Raw genomic sequence first — 23,855 nt, forward strand, 5'->3', positions numbered from 1 at the left:
TAAAAGATGTCTCAAAGCATACGCCATTTATTGAATAAAAATAATTCTTTATTTGGTTGCGTCACCATGGTAATTTGTTGTGGACTACCTTATATAATAGGGGGAGAATTAAAATGGAACATGATATGACGCTGTTTAAAGAACCTTTCAATATGATTAAAAACAGACAAAAAATTATAGAAGTTAGATTGAATGATGAAAAAAGACAAACCATTTGTATTGGAGATTTAATTATCTTTTATAAACTTCCTGATAGGGAAGAAAAATTAACTGTTAAAGTTTTAGATAAATATGTATTTGAGAATTTTGAGCAATTATATAGTAATTTTGATTTTTCTTTATTTGGTTGTCAGGGTTATCCAATGAAATGTATGATTGATGAAACATATGATATTTATACAAAGGAACAAGAAAAAAAATATGGCGTTTTAGGTATTAAAATTTGTTTAATATAAATTCATATTGTTCATAAATAATCTAAAAATGGTATAATGTGAAAAAATAAACAAAGGGTAATTGGAAGTTGTTAGAATCCTTCAACAGAAATAGAAGTTGCTTTTAAACTATTAGAATTATAATCATCAAAAGAAAAATCAAACTATATTAAAGATATTATGGGGTTTAAAATTTAAAAAACTATTAAGGAGGGGAAGTTAAATTGGAACTTGAAATAACTGTAAATTCATTATATATTTGTGTTAAAGATATGGATAGAGCTATTAGTTTTTATGAACAATTATTTGAACGGACGGTAGATAAGAAAGATGATATATTCAGTATTTTTATTATAAGGGGCTTTAGATTTTGTCTGTTTAATAATAGTAAAGTTAATGAAACAGTAATTTGGGGTGATAATTGTCTGCCAAGTTTGGAAGTTAATGATATGAATAAATTAATAGAAAAACTAAAGATTTTAAAGGCAAAAATAATTTTTCCTTTAACAAAAATCAATGAAAATTGGGTATTGGAATTTACTGACAGTGAAGGCAATGATATAGAAATGTACTGTAAATACTGATTATTAAAAAATTCAATTATTGAAAGGAAAAAAATTATGAATAACTTTATGATTGGAATGTACGGTAAATTTGATTATAAAAAATTTGATAGAGATTTTAGAAAAGACTTTTATGGAGTGGAAGCATGCTTATTTGAAAATGAAAGTGATATAGAAAATTTAGCAAATGAAGCTAAAGAAAAAGACTTTGAATTCGGTATTCATTTTCCGTTAAGAGCGGGAATTTCAAAGTTAAGAGACCCACAGTTTTTATCATTAAATGAAGAGATAAAAAAGTCTGCCTATAAGCAAATTGAAGAAGAGCTAATTTATATCAAACAAAAGCAGATTAGCCCCAAATATATACTGTTTCATTACCCTAAGCCAGTTATACTTAAAGAAAATTTTGATATGAGTAACTGGCGATTTGCAAACAGTAGTGAATATACATTTGAATTTGAGTATTCATATGAAAAATTCAAGAAAGATAGCGAATACCTTTTTAAATGGTTATCAAAGAAGAGTTTTGAGTATAGTTTCATTCCTGTGTTGGAGTTTGACGCATTAAATAAATATATTTGTGAAGATAATTTTCTTGAAAGCATGTTAGAAAAGTATAAAAATATAAAGATTTGTTTGGATACTGGCAGACTTCATTTGCAACATAAAATAGATTCTGATTTTAATGATATTGAAATTATTAAAAGATTTTCGAAGTATACTGCGGTTGTACATTTATGGAATTTTAAATTAGGTGGTGTTCCTCATTTCCCAGCATTACCAAATTTAAAAACAGAAGAAGGATTTGCATCAATTGAGGATTATTTAAAAATAATAAGAGGAAAAAATAAGAATGTTAAGATAATGTTTGAACATAGGTCGGATTTGATAAGTGATGAAGAATTAGATAGTTGCTATTCATGGATAAGCGAAATATTAGAGTAAAAAGAATGTTAATAATCTGATAGTTAAATATAAGTCATTTGTAAATATAGAGCTTAATTGTAAAAAATGGTATAACGATTAAAAAATTTTATATTGAAACTATAAATTTGGTAAAATAATTTTGTTTTTAAGTGGGTGTGATGTATATGTCTAAGAATGTTATTAATGAGGATAAAAAATATTTAGGAGGTGTTAATGTGGAAATTATTACTAAACAGATTCCTATTGAAAAAATGGAAATTTTAAGAGAATCATTAGATAAACTTCATAAATACCATAACAGTAAATCAGAATATTTTTCTGGTGATTATCCAAGAATAACGTTTGAAGAGCGTTTAGAAGTGTATAGAAAAAACGCAAAATTAGGAAAATACAGAATTGAGTTATTGATTGACGCTGAAACAAACAATGTTATAGGATTTTGCATAGCATATATCAAAAGAATTTGCGGAAAGGTAGAAGTTCTTTTTGTTGACGAAAAATATAGAAGAAATAGATTAGGTGTCAAATTAATGAGTAGTGCCATGGAGTGGTTTGGTGAAAATCATATAAATGATATAGAACTTACAGTAGTATATGGGAACGAAGCAGTATCATTTTATCAGAAATTAGGATTTTATCCACGTTCAATTATTATGACAACAAAACCATAACAATATTTGATTGTCTTTCTTTATAATATAGATTGTACTAAAAGGTAGTGTTATTATGGATTATTATATTCGTTATATAAATATTAACAATTCTAAAATAGTGTAGTAGATTCATTTACAATCAGAGGTGTGATTATAAAATGATTTTTAAATTAAGAGATTTTTGTATAGACTTTGTGGAGGATAAAGATATAAATGCTATTGTTGAAGTGTACAATTCCAATAAATGTTTTTTGGTAAATCATATGGGTACAGATAAGGTTAGATATGAATGGGTACTTGAAGAGTTAGAGAATATGAGAAAAGCAGATTTCTATTCTTGCAAAGTAGTTGAGAAGAGTTCAGGAAAAGTAATGGGGATAATAGATTTTAAAATAGGCGAGGAAACTTATCTATCACTCTTAATGATACATGATAATTATAAAAATAAAGGGGTTGGAAAATTAATATATCAGGCTTTAGAGGAATATGCTAAAGAAGTAAAAAGCAAGTGTATGAGAATAGATGTAGTTATTAACTATGATAATGCAGTACATAAATTTTGGGTTAAGAATGGGTTTGATAAAATCAAAGATGTAGAATTAGAGTGGACAGGAAAAATCTTACCTGCTGTTATTATGAAAAAAAATATATAAGCAATTAGCAGAACAAAATATAAATACAATATATTACATTCAAGATGGACAGGAGGGGAGAAAAAATTGGACCAAAAGAATAAAATATTAGAGATTTTAATAAAAAATAAAATTGATAACATAAATATTATTAATTTTATTGAAAATTATCCTATATGCTATTTAGAACAAATAGGTGACTCAGTTATAGTTAAGGGGACAAGTGATAGAAATTGGGTCTATATAAGTTCTAAATCAGAAGAGGAACTTAAAATAATAAAAAGTAGATTAAATTATAAGGATAAGAATTTTGCAATTATTGAAGATTGGATGATTCCAATTTTAACTAAAGGTAATAAAATCAAGTGGAGATTATCTACTATGAAATTAGTAATATCAAATATAAAAGTTATAGCTAAATCAAAACATAGTGTATCAAAATTGGCGGTTTGTGATTCTAAATTTATATATGAAAATTCAAATTATAAAGATTTTATATCTATGCCATATATCATTGAAAGAATAACAAATGGAGTAAGTTCATGTATACGTTATATGGATAAATTAATAGCTTGGGGGATTACACAAGACGATGGAGCTATAGGATTTTTGCATGTTTTACCTGAATATAGAAAGATGGGGTATGCGCGAGATGTAATGATAGATTTAATTAACAAAGTTCGTGATGAAAATAAAATACCATTTGTGCATATTGAGGAAGAAAATGAAAAATCTATGAAGTTAGCAATGAGTTTAGGGTTTAAAAAAGATCGAGTAGTAAGTTGGTTCGAGATAGAGTAGAAGTAGAAAAAACAATAGTAACTGTTTATTAATTTTATCACTTATGGGTTATTAAAAATGGTTTTTATAAATTGTGTCATACTGGTATTTAATCTTGTACTACCATTATAGAAATGAGTGGAGGATAAATAATGGATTATAATAACAAAGGATTCTGGAGTATGTTAGACGATTTAGTAAGCGGTTCTGAAATAGTAATAGATAGACCTAAAGGTTCAAGACATCCTAAATATCCTGATATGTTATATGAAGTTGATTATGGATATTTAAAGAATACAAGTTCTATGGATGGTGGAGGAATTGACATATGGCGAGGAACAGATGAAAAACATGAAATAGATGGGATCATATGTATTGTGGATTTGTTGAAAAAAGATTCTGAAATAAAAATACTCATTGGTTGTACTAATAATGAAAAAGAAACGATATATAAATTTCATAATAAGTCAGAGTTTATGAAGGGGATTTTTATATCCAGGGAAGGATCGTAATTTTATTTGTTGGAGGTTTTAAATGGAACTTAGTGATAAAACAAACAGTATTCCAGAAAGCGTTAATACAATATTGGAAGAATATTTAGATTTGTTTGAATTAGAATTGCCGAATTTTTTAGAAGCATATTATATCTATGGTTCTATTACATTAGGGGCATTTAATTATGGGCTGAGTGATATTGATTTTATTGCAGTAGTTAAAAGACAAGTTACGGAATTAGATATAGATGTTCTAAAAAAAATTCATAGCAATATTAAAAAAAAATTTCCTAAAACAGATTTAATGGGACTTTATGTAATGGGCAATGATCTTCAATTAGAGTATGAAAATGAGAAATCATGCCCTTGTTTCATAGGTGGAGTATATAAAGGTCTTAAAAAATTTGAGAAAAATTCAATTGACGCTTTTCAACTAAAAAAATATGGTTTAACTGTTAAAGGGAAAGAAATTGATAATTTTGACTTTACCGTAAACTGGGACATCTTAATTCATATTATGAGAGAAAATCTTAATACTTATTGGTTTAACTGGAATGATGACTGTAAGAAGTTTTTATCCAAAAGATACATAGGCTTATTTGTTGACTTAGGAATGATTGAATGGGGAGTTTTAGGTGTTTCGCGTCTATATTACACATTCAAAGAACGAGATATGACATCTAAAGTAGGGGCAGGCGAATATGTACTACAAAAAGCGCCTCAAAGATGGCATAAGGTGATTAATGAGGCAATGAGATTACGCAAGGGTAACCCAAAGTCATATTATAAATCTGTTTTTGAGAGACGAGTAGATGTTTTAGCTTATATTGACTTCATAATACAAGAAAGCAATAATCTTTTTAATGATAAAAGGTGCTAAATTTATTTGTTTTCAAAAGTGGTATCGAATCACTACATAAGACTACAGTCATTTAAATTTTTTTAAAAGTAATGCAGCCTTATTATGTGAAATGTTTTTAAAGAAAACGTTCTAATCCATCAGCACATTTTGTAGGTAGGAATTCAATTATTTCGTATTCTGCAATTTTTTTAATAAAAAAAGGATCTTGTCCTATTATTGATTCAACTTCTTTTTTATCTTTTGCATTGCAAATAATTGTTCCACCTATTCGTGGGTTCCTTCTACCTGAGAAAATAAATTTTTGTAATGAATAAAATTTTTCTAGATATTCTATGTGAGAATTTATCTCTTTGTCAACTTCCTCAAGTGGCTTTACATATGTTAACATTAAAATATACATTTTTCTTCTCTCCTTTATGTTTTAATAATATTTGTTTAATTATACTATTTTTACGGTGGATTGGTATAAAAAATAAAAGAAAAAATTTGTAAATAAATTTGGTTAATGGTAATAATGGTATAATTAAATATATAGCATTACATTACTAATTAAAGAGAGAAGGTAGTTATATGGAAGATAGAGAGTGTATAAATTGCAAAATTCAAATGAAGGAAGCATGGATAAATACTGGGGCAGGAGTTCTTATACTTGAACAGCCAATTAAAGGGTTTAAACGAAAAGCATGCGGGGTAACCACATATGTATGTTCGAGTTGTGGGCATGTTGAATTTGTTGCCGAAAATAAAGAACTCTTTAAATAAATAATTTTTTTAAATGTTACATCAATCCTAACTCTATTATATATGAATAGGTGTAAAATAATTAGTATTAAATAAAATTTTAAGGAGGCATAAAAATGTTTTGTCCAAAATGCAAATGTGAATATAGAGAGGGATTTAATTTCTGTTCAGACTGTAAAATTGAATTGGTTGAAAAATTACCAAGCGAAGAATTGTCAAGTGAAGAATTTGAGTATTCAGAACTTGTCACTATAGCAGAAACAATGGACTTTTCTATAATACCTATTGTTAAGTCAATTTTAGATTCTGAGGAAATAAGATACTTTATTAAAGGAGAAATGATTAGAAGTATTGCTGTACTTAATAATATTATGGAAATACAAGTTCCAATAGAAGATGCTCAGAAGGCAAAAGATTTATTAAAAGACTTGGATATAAAGTAGACTATATTATTTTGTATATTAGTGGAAGAAAGATGCTTTATTCATAAAAGGAAAACACATTTAATATGAAACGCCACAAACAATAAAAGTTCGTGACGTTTTTGTTAGTTGTATAATAAGTAAATCGTAACTCATCTTTATTTTAATACCATGTTATGGTAATATAACATTAAATTATTATAATATTCTCATTAGTAAAAAAATGTGAAATTAAATTTTGATGTAGCAAATTATGGCTTTTTAAGATGTTATAAAACAGCTTTAACTTATAATCATACAGTTACATTTATGGGTTTATCGTAAGTGTGGAAGTAATTGTAATATCTAAATTATTGTTTTATGTGATGAAGGAATTATTTATATTATTTGGGGGTGGGTTTATGGTTGAAGGAAATAAAATATATGAATTGATAATTAGTAAAATGAAATGTTATCCAAGTACAATAGTAGGAATAACAGATATTTCTTATTCATATTATTCTAAGCAATATAAGTGCGCTCTCGTATTAGCAGTTCCTCATAGAGAAATTATATCTTTAAATAACTATTCAGAGGAAAAATTTGAAAAGACAATATCTGCTACTCGTAAAGAATTGAATGAAATTATTTCTGATTTGTTAACTGTTTTGCAAGAATATAAGATCAATTATTATGTACCGCCAGTAGCTCAGACTAATGAAGAAAGTCTAATAGCACCATTTTCATTTAAATATTCTGCCATTAATGCTGGAATCGGGTGGATTGGGAAAAATAGGGTTTTAGTTACAAAAGAGTATGGCCCTAGAATACGACTTTCAGCTATATTAATAGATTATGATTTGCCTGTAGGAATTCCTATTACTAAGAGTATGTGTGATGACAAATGTTTCCTTTGTATAGAGGCGTGTCCACATAAGGCTTTAAAAGGAATACAATGGGATATTTATAAGCTTCGTGAACAATTAATTGATTATCAATTATGTAATTTTAAAAGGAGTCTATATTTAAAAAAATACAATAGAAAAAATGCTTGTGGATTCTGTATAGTAGCTTGCCCGTTGGGATTACGAGTATAGCTTGGAGGAGTTGTATATATGGTAAAAAAAATTATTTTGTTAGGAAACCCTAAATTGTATCAGATAAGTTATATTATAGAAAAGGATGAAATGGACATTATAAAAGAACTTGTTATTGATTTGCATGATACACTTATGAATTTTAGAAACAAGTATGGGGTAGGTAGAGCAATAGCTTCCTCACAAATAGGTGTATTTAAGAGATTGATATATATGAATATTGATAAGCCGGTAGTTTTTATAAATCCAATATTGATTTTTGAAGATGATGAATTTATGGAGGTTATAGATGACTGTATGTCCTTTCCTGAGCTAGTGGTAAAGGTTAAAAGGCATTGTAGATGTACAATTAATTTTAAGGACATAGATTTTATTGATAATGAGATGAAACTTGAAGGAGATTTATCAGAATTATTGCAGCATGAATATGACCATCTCGACGGAATAATTGCAACAATGAGAGCCATAGATGATAAATCGTTGTGTTTGAAAAGCGAAAAATGCTTCTTAGAATAGTAATGAAATCAAAAAACAATAGAGAGTGATAGCAACAATTAACAATTAAATTCGGGTAATGAATATATGAAAAACATTATGTATAAATTCTAATTTTTTTACTTTAGAGGGAGGTAACAATAGAATGATTAAGGAAATTAAAATGCGTAGAAGTATAAGAAAATATAGTAATAAACAAGTTGAAGATGATAAAATAATTAGTTTACTTGAGAGTGCAAGGCTTGCTCCATCTGGTAGTAATACACAGCCTTGGCATTTCATTGTAGTGAAATCGGAATTAAGTAGAGAAAAATTATCTAAAGTAGCTCATAATCAAAAATGGATGATTACTGCCCCAGTTTTTATTGTATGCGTGGCAGATATACGTTGCAGGATAGATGAAGATGTAGATATATTGTTAAATGAAGAGAGTCCACAAGGGGAACTTAAACAAATAATAAGAGATACATCTATTTCTATAGGATATATGTTACTTGAAGCTGAACAATTAGGATTAGGTTCTTGTTGGGTTGCATGGTTTATCCAAGAAGAAATAAGAATAATTTTAAATATACCTACTGATAAATACGTAGTTGGCATTGTCACTTTGGGTTATGCTAATGAAACACCAAAAGCCCGACCACGGAAAAAACTCGAGGAAATAATACACTGTGAAAATTGGTGAAAATGTATTTGAAGTTTTTGATGATTTAGTATTAAAATGTGTGTCAGATGAGAGGAGAAAAAAGCATGGAGTGTAAGATGGAAAATATATCTATAAATTATGAAGTAATGGGTAGTGGCAAACCAATTGTTATGATACATGGTTCACATGTGGACTATAGATTGATGACAGGATGTATGGAGCCTGTATTTAGTAATAGAGAGGGTTATAAAAGGATATATATTGACTTGCCCGGGATGGGAAAAACCAAGGGTGAAAAGTGGATTACAAATTCAGATATAATGCTGGATATTGTAATTGATTTTATTGATAAAATTATTCCAAATGAAAACTTTTTACTTGCAGGTGAATCATATGGTGGGTATTTAGCAAGGGGAATAGTACATAAAATTGCAAATAGAGTAGAGGGACTATTATTACTATGTCCTTCAATTACAACGGATTTAAAAAAACGCAATGTTCCAAAGCATATTATTTTAAAAAGGGATGATAAATTATTATCGCAAATTGATCCATCTGATGCCGAGGGTTTTAATTCAATACAAGTAGTACAAAGTAAAAAAATCTGGGATAGATATAGAAATGAAATTTTATCTGGCATAAGATTAGCAGATAGTGATTTTTTATTACAGCTTGAACAAAATGGCAATGCGTTTTCATTTGATGTGGATGGACTGGATGAAAAGTTTAACAAGCCGACTCTTATACTATTAGGACGGCAAGATTCAAGTGTAGGTTATAAAGATGCCTGGAGTATTTTAGACAAATATCCAAGAGCAACTTTTGCTGTATTGGATAGAGCAGGACATAATTTGCAGATAGAACAGGTAGAAGTATTTAATTCATTAGTGAATGAATGGCTTTTAAGGGTTATAGAGTCATAATCATTGCAGTCACGCTTAAAAAAATAGAAACAAGAATGATACTTAATTCTAGTAAGACAGTTAAGCGGCTATTCTTTTATATAGATGCTATAATCCAAAAATATGAATATGACAAGCCGGTAAGGTCATTAGATTAAGTACATGGAAATAAATTTAGGGAGGTAACGTAAAATTGAGCTTTGATGAATATGCTAAAACTTGGGACACTGATAAAAGAATTAATAGAGCAGAAATAATAGCTGATAAAATAAATAAATCAATTCCTATTGATAAAAATTGTTCTGCTATGGAATTTGGGTGTGGAACTGGTCTTGTAAGCTTTAATCTTTATGATAGGTTTAAAAGAATTACACTTGTTGATTCATCAAAGGGAATGATAGACATATTAAACTTTAAGATTAATAAATACAGAGTTAATAACATGGTTACTAAGCATTTAGATATATTAGCTGATAAAGATGATTTAGATACAAAGTTTGATGTTATTTACAATTCTATGGTATTACATCATATTAATAATACTTCATTAATAATAGGTGAATTTTATGAATTGCTTAATAATGATGGTTATTTGTGTATTGTGGATTTGGATGAAGATGACGGTCGCTTTCATAAAGAATATCAAGACTTCCATGGCCATAATGGTTTTAATCAAGAAAAATTAAAAGGTATTCTAATTAGTGCTGGGTTTAGTGATATAGAATCAAATACATTTTATTATGATAAAAAAGTTATAGATGCTGAAACAGTTAACTATTCTTTATTTCTAATGAAGGCAAGGAAGTCTACAAATCATTAGTTTAATATTTAGTACATCTTATTTGGGCAAAGTGAAGGGTGTGTATAAATTATATGAGCCACCAATGTAGATTATTAAGAGTAGAAGGAGGGTTAGTAAATGGATGATGTTGTAATAAAGAAGCTAAGTAGTGACGAAGAAGTACCTTATGAGTTGCTTCTTTTAGCAGACCCATCTATGGATATAATTAATGATTATGTATATAGAGGCGATTGTTATGTTGCTTATATAAATAATAATATTGTAGCTGCTTATATAATTGTTAAGACAAGACCATTGACTTTAGAGCTTGTAAATATTGCAGTTAGTGAAGCATATCAAGGTAAGGGTATAGGTAAGCGGTTAATATTCAGTGCAATAGATATGGCAAGAGGAGAAGGTGCAAGGGTATTAGAGGTTGGAACAGGAAATTCCAGCATACATCAGTTAGCACTTTATCAAAAATGCGGATTCCGTATAGTTGGTATAGATAGAGATTTCTTTAAAAAACATTATAAAGAAATTATTATTGAAAATGGAATTGAATGTATTGATATGATTAGGTTAAGTATGTATTTATAAAGGATACAATGTTCATATTAATTATTGATACCTTAAAGATGATACATAAAAGATAAAAATCCCCGTAAAGTTATCGTAGGGTTAGGAGGTTAGACTAAAATTGTATGATGATATAATTGAAAAAGTTAAAATGGTCAAAAATGGATTTAAAGAAATAGAAAAAGAATCTATATTAATTCTCAACAATAATTCTATTAACAAATGTTTTATTATTGCAAAAGAGTTTTACTCCTCAGAATTTTATCAAGTTAGGGAGTTATCTACATTTATCTGTGGTTCGATTTCATGTGAGTTAAATGAGGCAGTAGTATTTTTAAAAGAAAAAGTAAGTTTAGATGCAAATTGGCGTGTTCAAGAGATTTTGGCAAAGGCTTTTGATAAATATTGTTGCGATATAGGATATGAAAATGCGTTACCCATAATTAAAATTTGGTTAAACGATAGTAATCCAAACGTAAGGAGAGCAGTTACCGAAGGATTAAGAATATGGACAAGTAGGGATTATTTCAAACAGAATCCTAATATAGCAATAAGCTTAATATCTAATTTGAAGAATGATAAAAGTGAATATGTTAGGAAATCGGTTGGAAACGCATTAAAGGATATAAGTAAAAAACATAGTGAATTAATAAAGTCAGAACTTAAAACATGGGATTTATCACAAAAATCAATTAATCAAGTGTATAAACTTGCCAATAAACATATTATAAAAGGAACTTAAAAGTAGGGGCGCTAATGGACAAAATAAAAAAAGACCTAAAAATGGTACAGTATATTTATATAAAAAATAGCCAATTTTATCTTTAAAATGGCTATTTCTCTAAGTTATATATTTTTAAGTCTCATGTACAATCCTGCTTTATCTACCAAATCTTTACTTGTACCTTGCTCAACAATTGTACCGTTCTCTATAACAAATATAATATCAGAATTTTCAATAGTTGTTAATCTGTGAGCAATAGCAATGGTTGTTCTGTTTTTCATTAGTGCCTCCAAACTTATCTGAATCTGATTCTCGCTTTCTGTATCAAGAGCTGAAGTAGCTTCATCAAGCAGAAGTATTGGTGCATCCTTTAAGAATGCTCTTGCTATTGCTATGCGCTGTCTTTGTCCACCGGAAAGATTGTTTCCACTACTTATTACTTTTGTGTTATAACCCTCAGGTAACTTTTGTATAAAGTCATGAGAGTATGCAGCTTTTGCTGCTTCTATAACTTCTTCATCTGTTGCGGTCAACCTTCCAAATCGTATATTTCCCATTATTGTGCCATCAAATAGATATGCATCTTGTGGAACATAAGCTATCATATCTCTAATTTCATGTATATTATATTCACTCATAGATTTGCCATTTATTGTTATAGACCCTGTAGCTATTGGATAAAATCCAAGAATAAGCTTAATTACTGTGCTTTTGCCTCCACCACTTGGACCTACAAAAGCAACATGTTGACCCTTCTTAACTGAAAGATTGATATTATTTATAATATTTTCTCTTCCTTCATAATTAAAGTATACATTTTCAAAACTTATCATTGAACTTTTATCATAACTTTGATTAGCTTTACATGTTTCTTCTTCTGGCTGTGCATCGAATACTTCAAATATACGGCTAGCGTTAGAGAGTGATTCTTGAAGGCGCGCATAATTAGTTCCTAAATTTAAAAACATCCAGTTAACACTTCCTTGAAGAGTTACAATTCCAGCAACTGTCCCCAAATCAGTCCATCCAGCTGCTGCCATAAGTACACCCGCTACAATAACTCCTATGTTACTTAAAAATGTAAATGCGAAGCTGATACTATCCATTTCTGATTGCTTACCTATGGATTTCATTCGTAAATCGTTTATTTTATTATTTTGAAATTTATATCTATTTACAGCTATATATGCTCCACTAAACAATTTTAGGATTGAAAACCCTGCTAAGATATCACTTAATCTTTGTGTTAGTGTAGATGATTCTTTGTTTATTTTATCTGTTATTTTTCTGATTTTAGCAGTATATTTTAGACTGATAGAAATAGATATAAGACCTAAGATTATCAAAATGAACGCTATTTTCCACTCAAATATAAACATAGTTATCATTGATGTCATACCCATAATGAAAGTGTTAACTACAACAAATACTTGTGTGAAATATGCCGTCTTAAGTGCATCTACATTATTACCGAGCCTCTCTATGCTGTCTCCACTATGATGTTTTTCAAAATAAGATAAATTTAGTTTCTCCATATGCCTAAAGAGCTTGCTTTTTAAATCGTACATAATATAACGGACAATGGTAATATGGATATATCTAAAAAGTGGACAAATTATCCAAATGATCATGTAAACTAAGGCCAGTGCTGCAGTGTTTTTAAGTTGTTGCATATTTGAATGGGTTACTGCATTTAAAACACCTTTGTTAATATTAGCTATAAGTACCTGTGTTATTGAATTTAGGATAACAGCTGCGAGTAGGGAAGTCCAATAAATAAATTGTCGTCCTTTCACCTGGGCAAAGAAGCGTTTAAGTTCTAAAATTTGCGTTAAATTTTTATTAATCATGCTGTTGCCCCCTCTCCATGAGCACCTATATGAAGCTTAGCATAGGCTGAATTCTTTGCTATAAGCTCATTATGTGTGCCATTTTCTATAATAGCCCCATTTTCAAGTACAAATATTTCATCTGCATTCTCAATAGTAGAAAGTCTATGGGCTACAATAATAAGGGTCTTATCTTTTTTAAATTTATCTAAAGCGTCCTTAATCAGTGCTTCGGATTGAGTGTCCAAGGCAGAAGTTGCTTCATCTAACAAAAGTATCGGTGAGTCTTTAAGTATAGCTCTAGCTAATGCAATTCTCTGAATCTGTCCTCCTGACAATTTTGTTCCATGTTCGCCTACAAGGGTATCATAACCATCTGTCAATTTTTCAATAAAATCATGGGCATTAGCCGTTTTGGTAGCTTTTATTATTTCTTCCATAGTAGCTTTAGGATTACCTATAAGTATATTATCCTTAATTGAAAAAGGAAATAAGAAGGTTCGCTGTGATACATAAGATATATATTCCCTTAGGCTTTCAACTCCTAAATCTTCAATACTTTCACCACATATTTTAATTTTTCCGCTTTGTCTTTCATTAATCTTACCTATAAGTTTTAAAATTGTACTTTTTCCACTACCACTTGCACCTACAATGGCAATTGATTTTCCCTTTGTTACAATTAAATTTAATTTATTTAAAATCATGCTTTTTTCATCATAAGAAAAATCAACATTTACAAATTCCACAGCTACATCATTTTTATCATAGCTGTCTTTTGTAAGTCTAATACTCCCACTTTTTTCTTGTGGCTCATCTAATATAGAAAAGAGTCTCTCTACTGAGGCCATTGCCACTTTAATATTTATTATCATAAGGTATAAATATCTCATAGGCTCAGTGAACATAGCAAAAATATTCAAAAATGCGATTAATTCACCCGCGCTCATATTTCCTTGCAGACAAAGATAACCACCATAAATAATACTTATAATTCCGGGTAATGTACCTGCTATGGTAATTATTGGAGTTGTTATGTATTCTTTTTTATCGTTTCTGAAGGCAATTTCTGTGGCAATTCTAATGCTTTCATCATAATCATTTGCCATTTCTTCTTCCAAATTATAAGCTTTTATAATAGAAATACCATCAATTGAATTTTGTACAATATTATTAGTTTTACCTAGATATTTTACATACTCACGTTGATACTTTTTTATTGGACTTATTAGTTTTACACTTAAAGGTACAAGTATAGGAAGTATAATAAAACTTGCTAAAAATAATCTCCAATTTAGATAAGTTAAATATGCTCCAAAGCCTATAAGCATTATTGGCATATAAATCAAATTGATAAATTCAGTTGCCATAAAATTCTGTACTACATTAGCATCACCTGATAGCTTGGCTAATATTTCACCAATCTTATTTTTCATAGTATAATCTGGTGGAAGCTTATTTACATAGTCCACGGTAGCACTTCGAATGTCCCTCATAACACAGTTTCCATACTTACCCGTAGCATATCTGAAAAAATATTTTGAGGCTATACCTAAAACAAATACAATTAACCCCATTAAGATATAAGTATTGATTCCATGAATGCTTTTGTTTACTGCCATGTCGATGATTTTTTTCAGAAGTTGAGAAGTGAATATATTTGAGTAGGTAAGTACAAGTGTTGCAAAAATGCTTAAAGCAATCCAAGAAGCATAAATTTTAGAAAATTTAAGTATGTGTATCCACATTTTTTTTTCATTTACTTTGTCCATTTTATCACCCCTTTCCTACATTAGAATATTATATTATGGAATAATTGTCAATAATATTAAAAATATTACTTAATATTACTTAATATTCTATCAATATTAATCTTTCTTACAAATCAATTTTTATTTATCTCTTCATAATTGTGATTAATTTCACTGAATAAATAAATCTAAATGTTTATAAGGAGGATATAAATAAAAATATTTATAGTTATAGTTAAACATAAGTTGTTTGTAAATATAGAGCTTAATTGTAATAAATGGTATAATAGTGTAAATAAAAGGTGGTAGACTATAATGAGTAGAGTTAAAAAGACTTTTTTGATAATAATTATTTTTATTGTAATTATTCTGATTAGTATTACGATATATTTATCTATTGGTACAGTGGTTGGTACGCAAAGTGTTTTTATTGACAAGATAACAAAAGACAATAAAACTCTACAAATTAATGGAATGACAAGCAACAGTGCTTTAGCCTTTAGTGGTTATAGCTGCAAAGTGAAAGGAAATATTTTATATCTAAAGGTAAGACATAGTCTAGGAAGCTTTATCCATAATACTGGTGAATTTAATATTACTTTAAATAATGACCTTAAGAATGTAAATTATATATACTTGCAGGGTAATAAAACAGAAGATAAAAAATTAGTTTGGACTAAATATTCTCAAGTAACACAACAAAATAGTCTACCAATACAAATGTCTACAGAAAATGTAAATTATAAATCTTCTATTCAAAAAATTAAATTTAGAATAACAAATAAGGGGAATACTCTTGTAACATTCGGATATGATTATTATCTTGAAAAAAATAAGAATGGCAAGTGGGTTGACATTCCTTTTAAGAAAGACACTGCTTTTATTGCAGCATTGTCTCTATTAAATCCAAAGAAAAGCCGTGAAGACAGCATAGTTCTAAGTATGTCTGATTTTACATTTGACGCAGGAAGTTACCGAATGAGTAAACTTGTTTCTACTAAAGAAAGAAAAAATATTATTATAAGTTGTAATTTTAATATTAATTAAAACATTCTGATGTAGTTGGTTGGGAGATGATTATAACACATTTTACTTTTAATACAGAATCTTAAATATCAACATTAATAATTGAGGAGTAACCAATGGAGATTATCAAACGCATGGTGGTGGACTCATAAACAAACGCATAAAACAACTGATTTTTTTTAAATAAATATATATTGGAATACATTTAAAAAAAATTATAGACAAGAAAAGTAATTTGAAATTTCCAACATATAAGGTACGAGAAAATGATATTCTTGTTAAAGAAGAAATAAGGCTCAAAGATATTGGAATTAATTTAAATGGAAAAATACTGAAAACACCTGGACATACTATAGATTCTATTTCAGTATTGTTTGATGATGGTGATTGTATAGTAGGTGATGCAGCTGCTAATATGCTCCAATTTGCTGGAACAAAATATTGTGTAATATTTATTTGTAATATTGATGAGTATTATGAGAGTTGGAGAAAAATAATTTCTGAAAATTCACAGCGAATATTTCCAGCACATGGGAAACCATTTTCAGTTGAAAAACTAAAAATAAATATAGGGAAAAATCAGAAAAAGAACATGGTTATGAATTAGAACCGTTTTGTAAAACACTATAAATCGAGGGGGATATATCATGAGCATAAGTAATTCATTTATGGCATTTTCTAAAGAAGCACCAGAACAACAAAAGGCATGGGGCGAATTTATTGAAAAATTGGATACTTCGTGTAAACTTGATAAGAAGACAGAAGCACTTGCTTATTTAGCTGTACTAGCCGCTGCGCGACTTGAAGGTGGTATACCATTTCATGTAAAACAGGCTAAAAAGTTAGGAGCTTCAAGGGAAGAGATTATAAGTAGCATTTTAGTTGGACTTCCTGCTGTTGGTAATATTGTTATCCAAGCCCTACCTATTGCATTAGCTGCATATGATGAATAGTATATTCGAAGATTTTAATAAAGACAAAACAGCTATGTATGAAGGTATATTTCATACAGAATATCCAAGAGAAGTCCCAGAATTCATATTGACGGAATTTGGTTTTGTACTTGATCATGGAGTCTTTGGATTTAGTAAAGAACAAATTATAAAGAAAACAAAGTCCTTAACTTTTTCGTAACTTATGCGCTCATTTTCAAGTATATGAATTATAAGATATAAGGAAAGGACGAGCAATGTTAATTTCTGGAAAATATTAAAAAAGGTGGGAAAAAAGATGAAAGAAATATTTAAACAAATACCATTATACAGATTTATAATGTTTTGTAATGACACAAATATGGACAAAGAAGTATTAGATTGTGGAGCAGGAGGAGATTGCCCGCCACTAAGTTTATTTTTAGAATGTGGATACTTAACACATGGGGTAGAGTTTAATACTAAACAATTAGAACAAGCTAATAATTATTCAAAGAAAAAAGAACAAAATTTGAATATTGAAAAAGGTGATATGAGACAATTAAAATTTAAAGATGAGTCATTAAGTTTTGTTTATTCATACAACTCCGTATTTCACATGACAAAACTAGATATATCAAAGTCTATCAGTGAAATGAAACGGGTATTAAAACCTAATGGGTTACTTTTTGTTAATTTTCTAAGCACAAAAGATTCTCGGTGTGGACAAGGCATAGCCGTTGGAGAAAATGAGTATGAACAGATGGATGATTTTCCTGTGATACACTCATATTGTGAAGAATATGAGACAGATAGACATTTCCATGATATGGAGATATTATATAAAGAAAATAGAGTTCTAGAAAGAACATATGAAGGAGAAAAAATACGCCAGGGATTTATTGATTATATAGTTAAGAAAATATAGATATAATGCTATTTGATTGGTATGAACAGGATATAAGCAAAACATAATATTGTGAAGTCTGAGAAGCTATTTTTTTATTATATATTAAAATAGTTAAAAAGACATTACTGCCTTTTTAACTAACAAAAAAATCTTATATATGCCTGCTTTTTATTGATTTAATAAGCTCCCAATAAATCAAATTTTGGTCCCTATTAAATTCTTTCATACCAACCTTTTCTAATATCCGTGCGCAAGGGTTGTTACTAATCAAACAATCTGCTTTAATAATTTTAACACTATCTTGAGAAATGGCCCAATTTATAATTGCTTTTAGTGCTTCAAAACCGAAACCATTTCTTCTTTCATGTTCTATTAATCCAAAACCGACTTCAACTTCACTTTTTTCATTAGGCTTTCCGTGAAAACCTATATCTCCAACTACTTGCATAGTATCTTTTTTTACAATCATCCAAAATTCGAATCCAGTCGGGATCCTATCTTCTTCTAAGGATTTATTAACAATAGGTAATATGTCCATTGTATCCTTAGTAGGCCATTGTTCATCTGTTTTTATTCCGAGCTTTTCAATTTCGTTGCTACTTCCATCTAATAAAGAGTTAGTAATTTCAAATGTTACTGGTATTAATATTAATCTGTCTGTAAGTATGTTTTTTAAATCCATTTTATTTTCCACCTTTCAATTTAAAATAATTTGATAGAATTAAAGGTGAAGTAATACCTATAAATTTGATTTAGGTAGTAAACCACCTCATAGAAATTACATTTATAACATTTTCCATAGAATCAACCCCTAACATTATTATTTTATAAGGATATAGCTTTAACTTTTTATCTTTTCATGTAAATTATACTAAATGAACAATTAAATGTAAATACGGAGAAAGTAGTTAACTATTGTATATAATGGTATAATTTATTATAGTTACATAACAATAGCAATATATAATAGAACAAATTTTAAGTTAAGAAAATCTTTGGAGGCATATAATAATGTTAAATGTAAATGTAAAAAATATTGATATGAAATTTAATACATCAAATGAAGTTTTTGCACCTCGAAATGTTGATAAAGGTACTTTAGCGATGTTGTCAATTATTGAATTTAAAAATGATGATAAGGTTCTAGACTTGGGGTGTGGTTACGGTATAGTTGGAATACTTTCTGCAAAAATAGTTGGAGCGACTAATGTAGTTATGACAGATATAGATAGTAGAGCAGTAGAGCTTACAAGAGAAAATATTGATTTAAATAATGTTAAAGGAATTGAAGTATACCAAAGTGATGGATTTAAAAATATTAATGAAAAAGACTTAACTTTAATTATTTCAAATCCTCCATATCATTCGGATTTCTCTGTTCCAAAGGAGTTTATTGAAAAAGGATTTAATAGATTAGCCATTGGTGGGAGAATATATATGGTTACTAAAAGAAAAGATTGGTATAAGAACAAGTTGGTTTCAATTTTTGGTGGTGTAAAAATAACTGAAATTGATGGTTACTATGTTTTTATGGCAGAAAAGAAAACTACTACATATTCAAGTAAGAAAAAATTAAAGTTGTGAAGGTAAGTTTAACTAATAAAGTTAATGTTATAACTTATACATGCAAAGGAGAATTTAAATTATGGAACAAGAACATAAATCAGTAGAAAAAATGTGGGGAAAGTATTTAACATCTATTGGAGAGTCTACTTATAATACTAATAAAAATTATACTTCATGGCATTTTTGTGATAATGAAAAAAGTGCTAATGATTTAGCAAAATTGGTTAGAGAAGAAATCAAAAGTGGGACAAGTTCGCTTTATTATTTCTATGGTGTAGAAAATGAAGAGCTGCCTATGGAGGATAATCATAGCGTTATTACAAAGTGGAATGGAATTGCTCAATGTGTTATAAGAACTAAAAAAGTAACAGTACTACCTTTTAAGGATGTAAATAAAAAATTTGCGAAAATAGAAGGGGAAGGTGATAAGTCCTTAACGTATTGGAGAAAAGTACATATAGATTTTTTTACAAGAGAATTAAAAGAGCTGGAAATGGAGTTCTCTCAAGATATGTTAGTAGTATTTGAGGAATTTGAAGTGGTATATAAGTAAATATTAAGTTCTATTAAATCATAAATTGTTACAATATTCTCATTAGTTAGGCCAAGTACATCTAAGCTTTTTAATTAAACAAAGTTAGAAGTACATAAAGGAGAAAGTATAGATAATATGAATTTAATGAAGGAGATACAAAAATGATTTCTTATAAAATTGGATTAGAGTGTATTGAGTGGTCTCAGCTTTTTAGTTTATACGAAAAGGTAGGGATGTTAAAGCGTTTTATAGAAAGTAAAGAATTTAATAAAATTCAGTCTGCATTTCAAGTGAGTTACAAGGTTGTTACAGCCTGGGAAGAAAATACTTTGGTTGGGTCTTGTAGAATGTTATCAGATGGTATATGCTATGGTGCTGTTTTTGATGTTGCAGTATTACCTGAATGTCAGAAAAAAGGTATTGGGAAAGGGTTGATGAGGTTACTTTTAAATGGGGAAGAACATATGACAATTCACCTAACTTCAACATTTGGGAATGAAGGCTTTTATAAGAAATTAGGGTTTAAAAAACATAAAACGGCTTATTCAAAATACCCATTTGAATCAAAATATGTTGAGGATTAGGGGATTCAGACCATATAGTTTTGAGTAAATAAATACTTATTGAATATTTTTTTAACTTATTTATTTTGTGTCCAATAGGTAAAACTGATACTAAATATTGAAAAAACTATCTATAATATTAGTAAAAAGTAATGGAGGGGTACTATGGAAACCGTTGATTTTGGTATGCCAACACTTATTGAGACAAACAGTATTGAAAGCTGTGTTAAATTATGCAAAGAGTTGGATTTAGATTTCATTGAACTAAATATGAATTTACCTCAATATCAGATTGAAAGTATAGATATTCAAAAATTTAAATCAATTTGTGAAAATGAGAATATATATTTCACAATTCATATTGATGAAAACTTTAATGTTTGCGATTTTAACAATGAAATTTCAAAAGCATATATAAAAACTATATTGGCTACTATTGATATTGCCAAACAACTGAAAATCCCTGTACTTAATATGCATATGTCAAATGGAGTTTATTTTACTTTACCTAATGAAAAAATATTTTTATTTAATCAATATAAAGAAATTTACCTAACTAAGTTAAAGAAGTTTAGAGAGATGTGTAAAAAAGCTATAGGTGAAAGCAATATCAAAATATGTATTGAAAATTGTAGTGGTTATAAAGATTTTGCATTAGAAGGTATAGAGCTTTTGTTAGAAAGCAATGTGTTTGCATTAACCTTTGATATCGGTCATAGTCATATCGTGAATGGTATCGATGAAGTATTTATAAATAAACATATAGACAGGCTTTATCACATGCACGTTCACGACGGGAAGGGGAGAGAAAATCACCTTCCGTTAGGTATAGGAGAAATTAATATAAAGGAAAGGATTTCCCTTGCGAGAGAACATAAGTGCCGCATAGTTCTTGAAATAAAGACTATTAGGGGGCTTAAGCAGTCAGTGGATAAATTATCAAACTACTTATAGTATGATAAATCAATGAGGTTAGCAGTGAAATTGGGGTTTGAAAAAGATAAAGTAGTAAGTTAGTTTGATATAGAGTAGGAATTGATGGACAATGATAGCTAACAAAAAGGGGATAGGTAATTATTATGGTGGGAGATAGGACAAGTTATATTGAAGCAGCCTCACATAATGGGGGGATATCAATTGGCGTAACATATGGCTTTGGAAAAGATGAGGTGTCGCTTGCAAATTATGTTGCTAATACCCTTCAAGAAGTAGAAAAATTAGTAACAGATATTACAATTTAGAGTTTTAAATTATTAGTGAATAATTCTCTAATACCATAATATAACGATAGTAAAAGGGAGAATATATAATGGATAAAAAAGAAGAAGCTATAAATTTATTTAATAATGGATTTAATTGCAGTCAAGCAGTTTTAAGTGTTTTTTGTGAGAAGTTTGGCTTAGATAAAGAAACCGCATTAAAAATCTCTACAGGATTTGGTGGAGGATTTCGTAAAGGTGAGGTTTGTGGAGCAGTCTCTGGAGCAATAATGACTTTAGGGTTAGAGAGTGGTCATTATATAGACGGTGATACAGAATCAAAAAGCAAAGCATATGCGTTGACGAAGGAATTTATAAGAAGGTTTGAGGAGATAAATGAATCAATAATTTGTAAAAAATTACTAGGGTATGATTTGTCAGATGAAAGAGAATACAATATTATTAGGGAAAAGGGACTTTTTAATAGTATTTGTCCTAAAGTAATAGTTGACGCTGTAAGTATTTTAGAAGATATGTTTTCAGAGCAAAAGGAAAAATAATATGATGACTATCTTGATTTAGAAAAAGATTATGAAAATGTTAGGTTTGCGTATGATGGTATGACTATTGAACTTTGATATAAAATTGTTAGTTAAACGGAAAGTATTTTTATTATAAAAAGGAGAAAAAAATGGAGTGGATTGATTTGATAGGAGAATATAATCCTTACAATGGTCAAGAAGAAAAAGATAAAGAACTAATTTTACATTGTATAGATATATTTGATGACATTTTAACTAGGGAAAATAAAATAGCACATATAACAAGCTCAGCATTTATAGTAAATAAGGCAAAAGATAAGGTGTTAATGGTACATCATAATATATATAATTCTTGGTCATGGGTAGGCGGTCATGCAGATGGAGAAAAAGATTTATTAGCTGTTGCAATTAAAGAAGCAAAGGAAGAGACAGGTATAAAAAATGTTAGGCCGATATCTTGTGAAATATTTTCATTAGATATATTGACTGTGCTTGGTCACATAAAAAGAGGGAAATATGTTTCTCCACATTTACATTTATCGGTTACTTACTTAGTAGAAGCTGATGAAGAAGAATTTCTTATTGTTAAAGCTGATGAAAATAGCGATGTTAAATGGATTCCCATTGATAAAGTTAATATATATTCAAATGAACCTCATATGCAGAAGGTTTATAGTAAATTAATATCGAAAATATTTTTGAGATTTAAGGAGAAATAAAATGAATAAATCAATAAACATAGTGTTAAGAGAATTAGAAATTAAAGACTTAGAGGATTATTTGTATTTGAATCATCCATCACGTGAATTTCAGAAATTTAATGGTCCATATTACGTGAAAAAAAGTGAAACGGAATTAAGAAAACATGTGGAAGATTTAAAATTATTACTATTAAAAGGGGAAAAGAATGTACTCAAAGACAAAAGGATAATAGCAAACAAAGATACTGACAAGATAATTGGTCAAGTGAATTGGTATTGGAAATCGGAGGAAACTCTTTGGATGGAAATTGGGATTGTTATTTTCAATGATGATTATTGGGGACAAGGTATTGGTTATAAAGCTTTAAAAATGTGGATTGATGAAGTGTTTGCAAAGAACCCAAAGCTCATAAGGATTGGATTGTCAACTTGGTCTGGAAATAAAAGAATGATGAAACTGGCTGAGAAGATAGGGTTAAAAAAAGAGGCTGTTTATAGGAAAGCAAGAATTGTTGATAATAAATATTACGATTCTGTTAGTTATGGTATATTGAAAGAAGAATGGGAAACTGTAAAGAAAAGTATAGAAATTTAAAAGATAGAAATAAGGA

34 protein-coding genes are annotated in these 23,855 nt (G+C 28.8%); 30 read left to right on the forward strand and 4 right to left on the reverse strand.

What is annotated here, in order from left to right; translation table 11 throughout:
- The first annotated feature begins 113 nt into the window (after window positions 1–113).
- The 8 genes from KPL44_RS04445 (at window position 114) to KPL44_RS04480 (ending at window position 5,363) form a co-directional block, all read left to right on the forward strand.
- Window positions 114–455 (forward strand): ASCH domain-containing protein, encoded by a 342-nt coding sequence (locus KPL44_RS04445; RefSeq protein ID WP_216247710.1) that lies wholly within the window; start codon window positions 114–116, stop codon window positions 453–455.
- A gap of 203 nt (window positions 456–658) precedes the next feature.
- Window positions 659–1,018 (forward strand): VOC family protein, encoded by a 360-nt coding sequence (locus tag KPL44_RS04450; RefSeq protein ID WP_216247711.1) that lies wholly within the window; start codon window positions 659–661, stop codon window positions 1,016–1,018.
- Between the two features lie 36 nt (window positions 1,019–1,054).
- The gene (locus tag KPL44_RS04455; RefSeq protein ID WP_216247712.1) at window positions 1,055–1,942 is read left to right on the forward strand and encodes a sugar phosphate isomerase/epimerase; all 888 of its coding nucleotides are present in this window, start codon (window positions 1,055–1,057) and stop codon (window positions 1,940–1,942) included.
- Window positions 1,943–2,088: 146 nt separating this feature from the next.
- Window positions 2,089–2,595, forward strand: a complete 507-nt coding sequence (locus KPL44_RS04460; protein ID WP_216247713.1) for a GNAT family N-acetyltransferase — start codon at window positions 2,089–2,091, stop codon at window positions 2,593–2,595.
- Window positions 2,596–2,735: 140 nt separating this feature from the next.
- Complete coding sequence (locus KPL44_RS04465; protein ID WP_216247714.1) at window positions 2,736–3,230, forward strand: GNAT family N-acetyltransferase; 495 nt, start codon at window positions 2,736–2,738, stop codon at window positions 3,228–3,230.
- A gap of 66 nt (window positions 3,231–3,296) precedes the next feature.
- Window positions 3,297–4,010: a GNAT family N-acetyltransferase gene (locus KPL44_RS04470; protein WP_253201610.1), complete on the forward strand. Its 714-nt coding sequence runs from the start codon at window positions 3,297–3,299 to the stop codon at window positions 4,008–4,010.
- 131 nt (window positions 4,011–4,141) lie between these two features.
- Window positions 4,142–4,501, forward strand: coding sequence for an inorganic pyrophosphatase (locus KPL44_RS04475; protein WP_216247715.1), 360 nt, complete (start codon window positions 4,142–4,144; stop codon window positions 4,499–4,501).
- Window positions 4,502–4,523: 22 nt separating this feature from the next.
- Window positions 4,524–5,363 carry an aminoglycoside adenylyltransferase domain-containing protein gene (locus KPL44_RS04480; RefSeq protein WP_216247716.1) on the forward strand — a complete coding sequence of 280 codons (840 nt, stop codon included), beginning with the start codon at window positions 4,524–4,526 and terminating at the stop codon, window positions 5,361–5,363.
- Between the two features lie 97 nt (window positions 5,364–5,460).
- Here KPL44_RS04480 and KPL44_RS04485 read toward each other — a convergent pair whose 3' ends face one another.
- Window positions 5,461–5,745: a YciI family protein gene (locus tag KPL44_RS04485; protein WP_216247717.1), complete on the reverse strand. Its 285-nt coding sequence runs from the start codon at window positions 5,743–5,745 to the stop codon at window positions 5,461–5,463.
- A 170-nt stretch (window positions 5,746–5,915) separates the two neighbouring features.
- Here KPL44_RS04485 and KPL44_RS04490 point away from each other — a divergent pair, with 170 nt between their 5' ends.
- The 9 genes from KPL44_RS04490 (at window position 5,916) to KPL44_RS04530 (ending at window position 11,729) form a co-directional block, all read left to right on the forward strand.
- The gene (locus tag KPL44_RS04490; protein ID WP_216247718.1) at window positions 5,916–6,107 is read left to right on the forward strand and encodes a hypothetical protein; all 192 of its coding nucleotides are present in this window, start codon (window positions 5,916–5,918) and stop codon (window positions 6,105–6,107) included.
- 95 nt (window positions 6,108–6,202) lie between these two features.
- Window positions 6,203–6,529: a putative signal transducing protein gene (locus KPL44_RS04495; RefSeq protein ID WP_071613544.1), complete on the forward strand. Its 327-nt coding sequence runs from the start codon at window positions 6,203–6,205 to the stop codon at window positions 6,527–6,529.
- Between the two features lie 380 nt (window positions 6,530–6,909).
- Entirely contained in the window at window positions 6,910–7,584 is a 675-nt protein-coding gene (locus KPL44_RS04500) for an epoxyqueuosine reductase (protein WP_253201611.1), read from the forward strand.
- A gap of 18 nt (window positions 7,585–7,602) precedes the next feature.
- Window positions 7,603–8,100, forward strand: a complete 498-nt coding sequence (locus tag KPL44_RS04505) for a peptide deformylase (protein WP_216247719.1) — start codon at window positions 7,603–7,605, stop codon at window positions 8,098–8,100.
- A gap of 124 nt (window positions 8,101–8,224) precedes the next feature.
- On the forward strand, window positions 8,225–8,764 hold the full coding sequence (locus tag KPL44_RS04510; RefSeq protein WP_216247720.1) for a nitroreductase family protein: 540 nt from the start codon (window positions 8,225–8,227) through the stop codon (window positions 8,762–8,764).
- A 65-nt stretch (window positions 8,765–8,829) separates the two neighbouring features.
- Window positions 8,830–9,648, forward strand: a complete 819-nt coding sequence (locus KPL44_RS04515) for an alpha/beta fold hydrolase (RefSeq protein ID WP_216247721.1) — start codon at window positions 8,830–8,832, stop codon at window positions 9,646–9,648.
- A 172-nt stretch (window positions 9,649–9,820) separates the two neighbouring features.
- Entirely contained in the window at window positions 9,821–10,447 is a 627-nt protein-coding gene (locus tag KPL44_RS04520) for a class I SAM-dependent methyltransferase (RefSeq protein WP_216247722.1), read from the forward strand.
- Between the two features lie 99 nt (window positions 10,448–10,546).
- Entirely contained in the window at window positions 10,547–11,008 is a 462-nt protein-coding gene (locus KPL44_RS04525) for a GNAT family N-acetyltransferase (RefSeq protein WP_216247723.1), read from the forward strand.
- 100 nt (window positions 11,009–11,108) lie between these two features.
- Complete coding sequence (locus KPL44_RS04530; RefSeq protein WP_367302935.1) at window positions 11,109–11,729, forward strand: DNA alkylation repair protein; 621 nt, start codon at window positions 11,109–11,111, stop codon at window positions 11,727–11,729.
- Window positions 11,730–11,833: 104 nt separating this feature from the next.
- On the opposite strand, the gene KPL44_RS04535 is transcribed toward KPL44_RS04530, so the two are convergent.
- Window positions 11,834–13,561, reverse strand: a complete 1,728-nt coding sequence (locus tag KPL44_RS04535) for an ABC transporter ATP-binding protein (protein ID WP_216247724.1) — start codon at window positions 13,559–13,561, stop codon at window positions 11,834–11,836.
- Window positions 13,558–15,312 (reverse strand): ABC transporter ATP-binding protein, encoded by a 1,755-nt coding sequence (locus tag KPL44_RS04540; RefSeq protein ID WP_216247725.1) that lies wholly within the window; start codon window positions 15,310–15,312, stop codon window positions 13,558–13,560. The genes KPL44_RS04535 and KPL44_RS04540 overlap by 4 nt, the downstream gene beginning before the upstream one ends.
- Before the next feature lie 294 nt (window positions 15,313–15,606).
- Between KPL44_RS04540 and KPL44_RS04545 the strand changes: the two genes are divergently transcribed.
- The 5 genes from KPL44_RS04545 (at window position 15,607) to KPL44_RS04565 (ending at window position 18,156) form a co-directional block, all read left to right on the forward strand.
- Complete coding sequence (locus KPL44_RS04545; RefSeq protein WP_216247726.1) at window positions 15,607–16,338, forward strand: immunoglobulin-like domain-containing protein; 732 nt, start codon at window positions 15,607–15,609, stop codon at window positions 16,336–16,338.
- A gap of 214 nt (window positions 16,339–16,552) precedes the next feature.
- A complete protein-coding gene (locus tag KPL44_RS04550) occupies window positions 16,553–16,924 on the forward strand; it encodes a hypothetical protein (protein WP_216247727.1) in 372 nt (123 codons plus the stop codon).
- 40 nt (window positions 16,925–16,964) lie between these two features.
- Window positions 16,965–17,270: a carboxymuconolactone decarboxylase family protein gene (locus tag KPL44_RS04555; RefSeq protein ID WP_216247728.1), complete on the forward strand. Its 306-nt coding sequence runs from the start codon at window positions 16,965–16,967 to the stop codon at window positions 17,268–17,270.
- The gene (locus KPL44_RS04560; RefSeq protein WP_216247729.1) at window positions 17,260–17,451 is read left to right on the forward strand and encodes a hypothetical protein; all 192 of its coding nucleotides are present in this window, start codon (window positions 17,260–17,262) and stop codon (window positions 17,449–17,451) included. Before KPL44_RS04555 ends, KPL44_RS04560 begins: the two co-directional genes overlap by 11 nt.
- 96 nt (window positions 17,452–17,547) lie before the next feature.
- A complete protein-coding gene (locus KPL44_RS04565; RefSeq protein WP_216247730.1) occupies window positions 17,548–18,156 on the forward strand; it encodes a class I SAM-dependent methyltransferase in 609 nt (202 codons plus the stop codon).
- A gap of 133 nt (window positions 18,157–18,289) precedes the next feature.
- Here KPL44_RS04565 and KPL44_RS04570 read toward each other — a convergent pair whose 3' ends face one another.
- Window positions 18,290–18,820 carry a GNAT family N-acetyltransferase gene (locus KPL44_RS04570; RefSeq protein WP_216247731.1) on the reverse strand — a complete coding sequence of 177 codons (531 nt, stop codon included), beginning with the start codon at window positions 18,818–18,820 and terminating at the stop codon, window positions 18,290–18,292.
- Between the two features lie 329 nt (window positions 18,821–19,149).
- Between KPL44_RS04570 and KPL44_RS04575 the strand changes: the two genes are divergently transcribed.
- The 8 genes from KPL44_RS04575 (at window position 19,150) to KPL44_RS04610 (ending at window position 23,839) form a co-directional block, all read left to right on the forward strand.
- A complete protein-coding gene (locus tag KPL44_RS04575) occupies window positions 19,150–19,722 on the forward strand; it encodes a class I SAM-dependent methyltransferase (protein ID WP_216125548.1) in 573 nt (190 codons plus the stop codon).
- Window positions 19,723–19,783: 61 nt separating this feature from the next.
- Window positions 19,784–20,257, forward strand: a complete 474-nt coding sequence (locus tag KPL44_RS04580; RefSeq protein ID WP_216247732.1) for an ASCH domain-containing protein — start codon at window positions 19,784–19,786, stop codon at window positions 20,255–20,257.
- Window positions 20,258–20,400: 143 nt separating this feature from the next.
- Window positions 20,401–20,823 carry a GNAT family N-acetyltransferase gene (locus tag KPL44_RS04585; RefSeq protein ID WP_216247733.1) on the forward strand — a complete coding sequence of 141 codons (423 nt, stop codon included), beginning with the start codon at window positions 20,401–20,403 and terminating at the stop codon, window positions 20,821–20,823.
- 144 nt (window positions 20,824–20,967) lie between these two features.
- A complete protein-coding gene (locus tag KPL44_RS04590; protein ID WP_216247734.1) occupies window positions 20,968–21,756 on the forward strand; it encodes a sugar phosphate isomerase/epimerase family protein in 789 nt (262 codons plus the stop codon).
- Window positions 21,757–21,881: 125 nt separating this feature from the next.
- A complete protein-coding gene (locus tag KPL44_RS04595; RefSeq protein ID WP_216247735.1) occupies window positions 21,882–22,043 on the forward strand; it encodes a hypothetical protein in 162 nt (53 codons plus the stop codon).
- A 68-nt stretch (window positions 22,044–22,111) separates the two neighbouring features.
- On the forward strand, window positions 22,112–22,561 hold the full coding sequence (locus KPL44_RS04600; protein ID WP_216247736.1) for a C-GCAxxG-C-C family protein: 450 nt from the start codon (window positions 22,112–22,114) through the stop codon (window positions 22,559–22,561).
- Window positions 22,562–22,692: 131 nt separating this feature from the next.
- The gene (locus tag KPL44_RS04605; protein ID WP_216247737.1) at window positions 22,693–23,262 is read left to right on the forward strand and encodes an NUDIX hydrolase; all 570 of its coding nucleotides are present in this window, start codon (window positions 22,693–22,695) and stop codon (window positions 23,260–23,262) included.
- 1 nt (window position 23,263) lies between these two features.
- Window positions 23,264–23,839: a GNAT family N-acetyltransferase gene (locus tag KPL44_RS04610; protein WP_216247738.1), complete on the forward strand. Its 576-nt coding sequence runs from the start codon at window positions 23,264–23,266 to the stop codon at window positions 23,837–23,839.
- Window positions 23,840–23,855 lie beyond the last annotated feature (16 nt).

Source organism: Clostridium sp. DSM 17811, assembly GCF_018861905.1.
Classification (GTDB): Bacteria; Bacillota; Clostridia; order Clostridiales; family Clostridiaceae; genus Clostridium_AD; species Clostridium_AD frigoriphilum.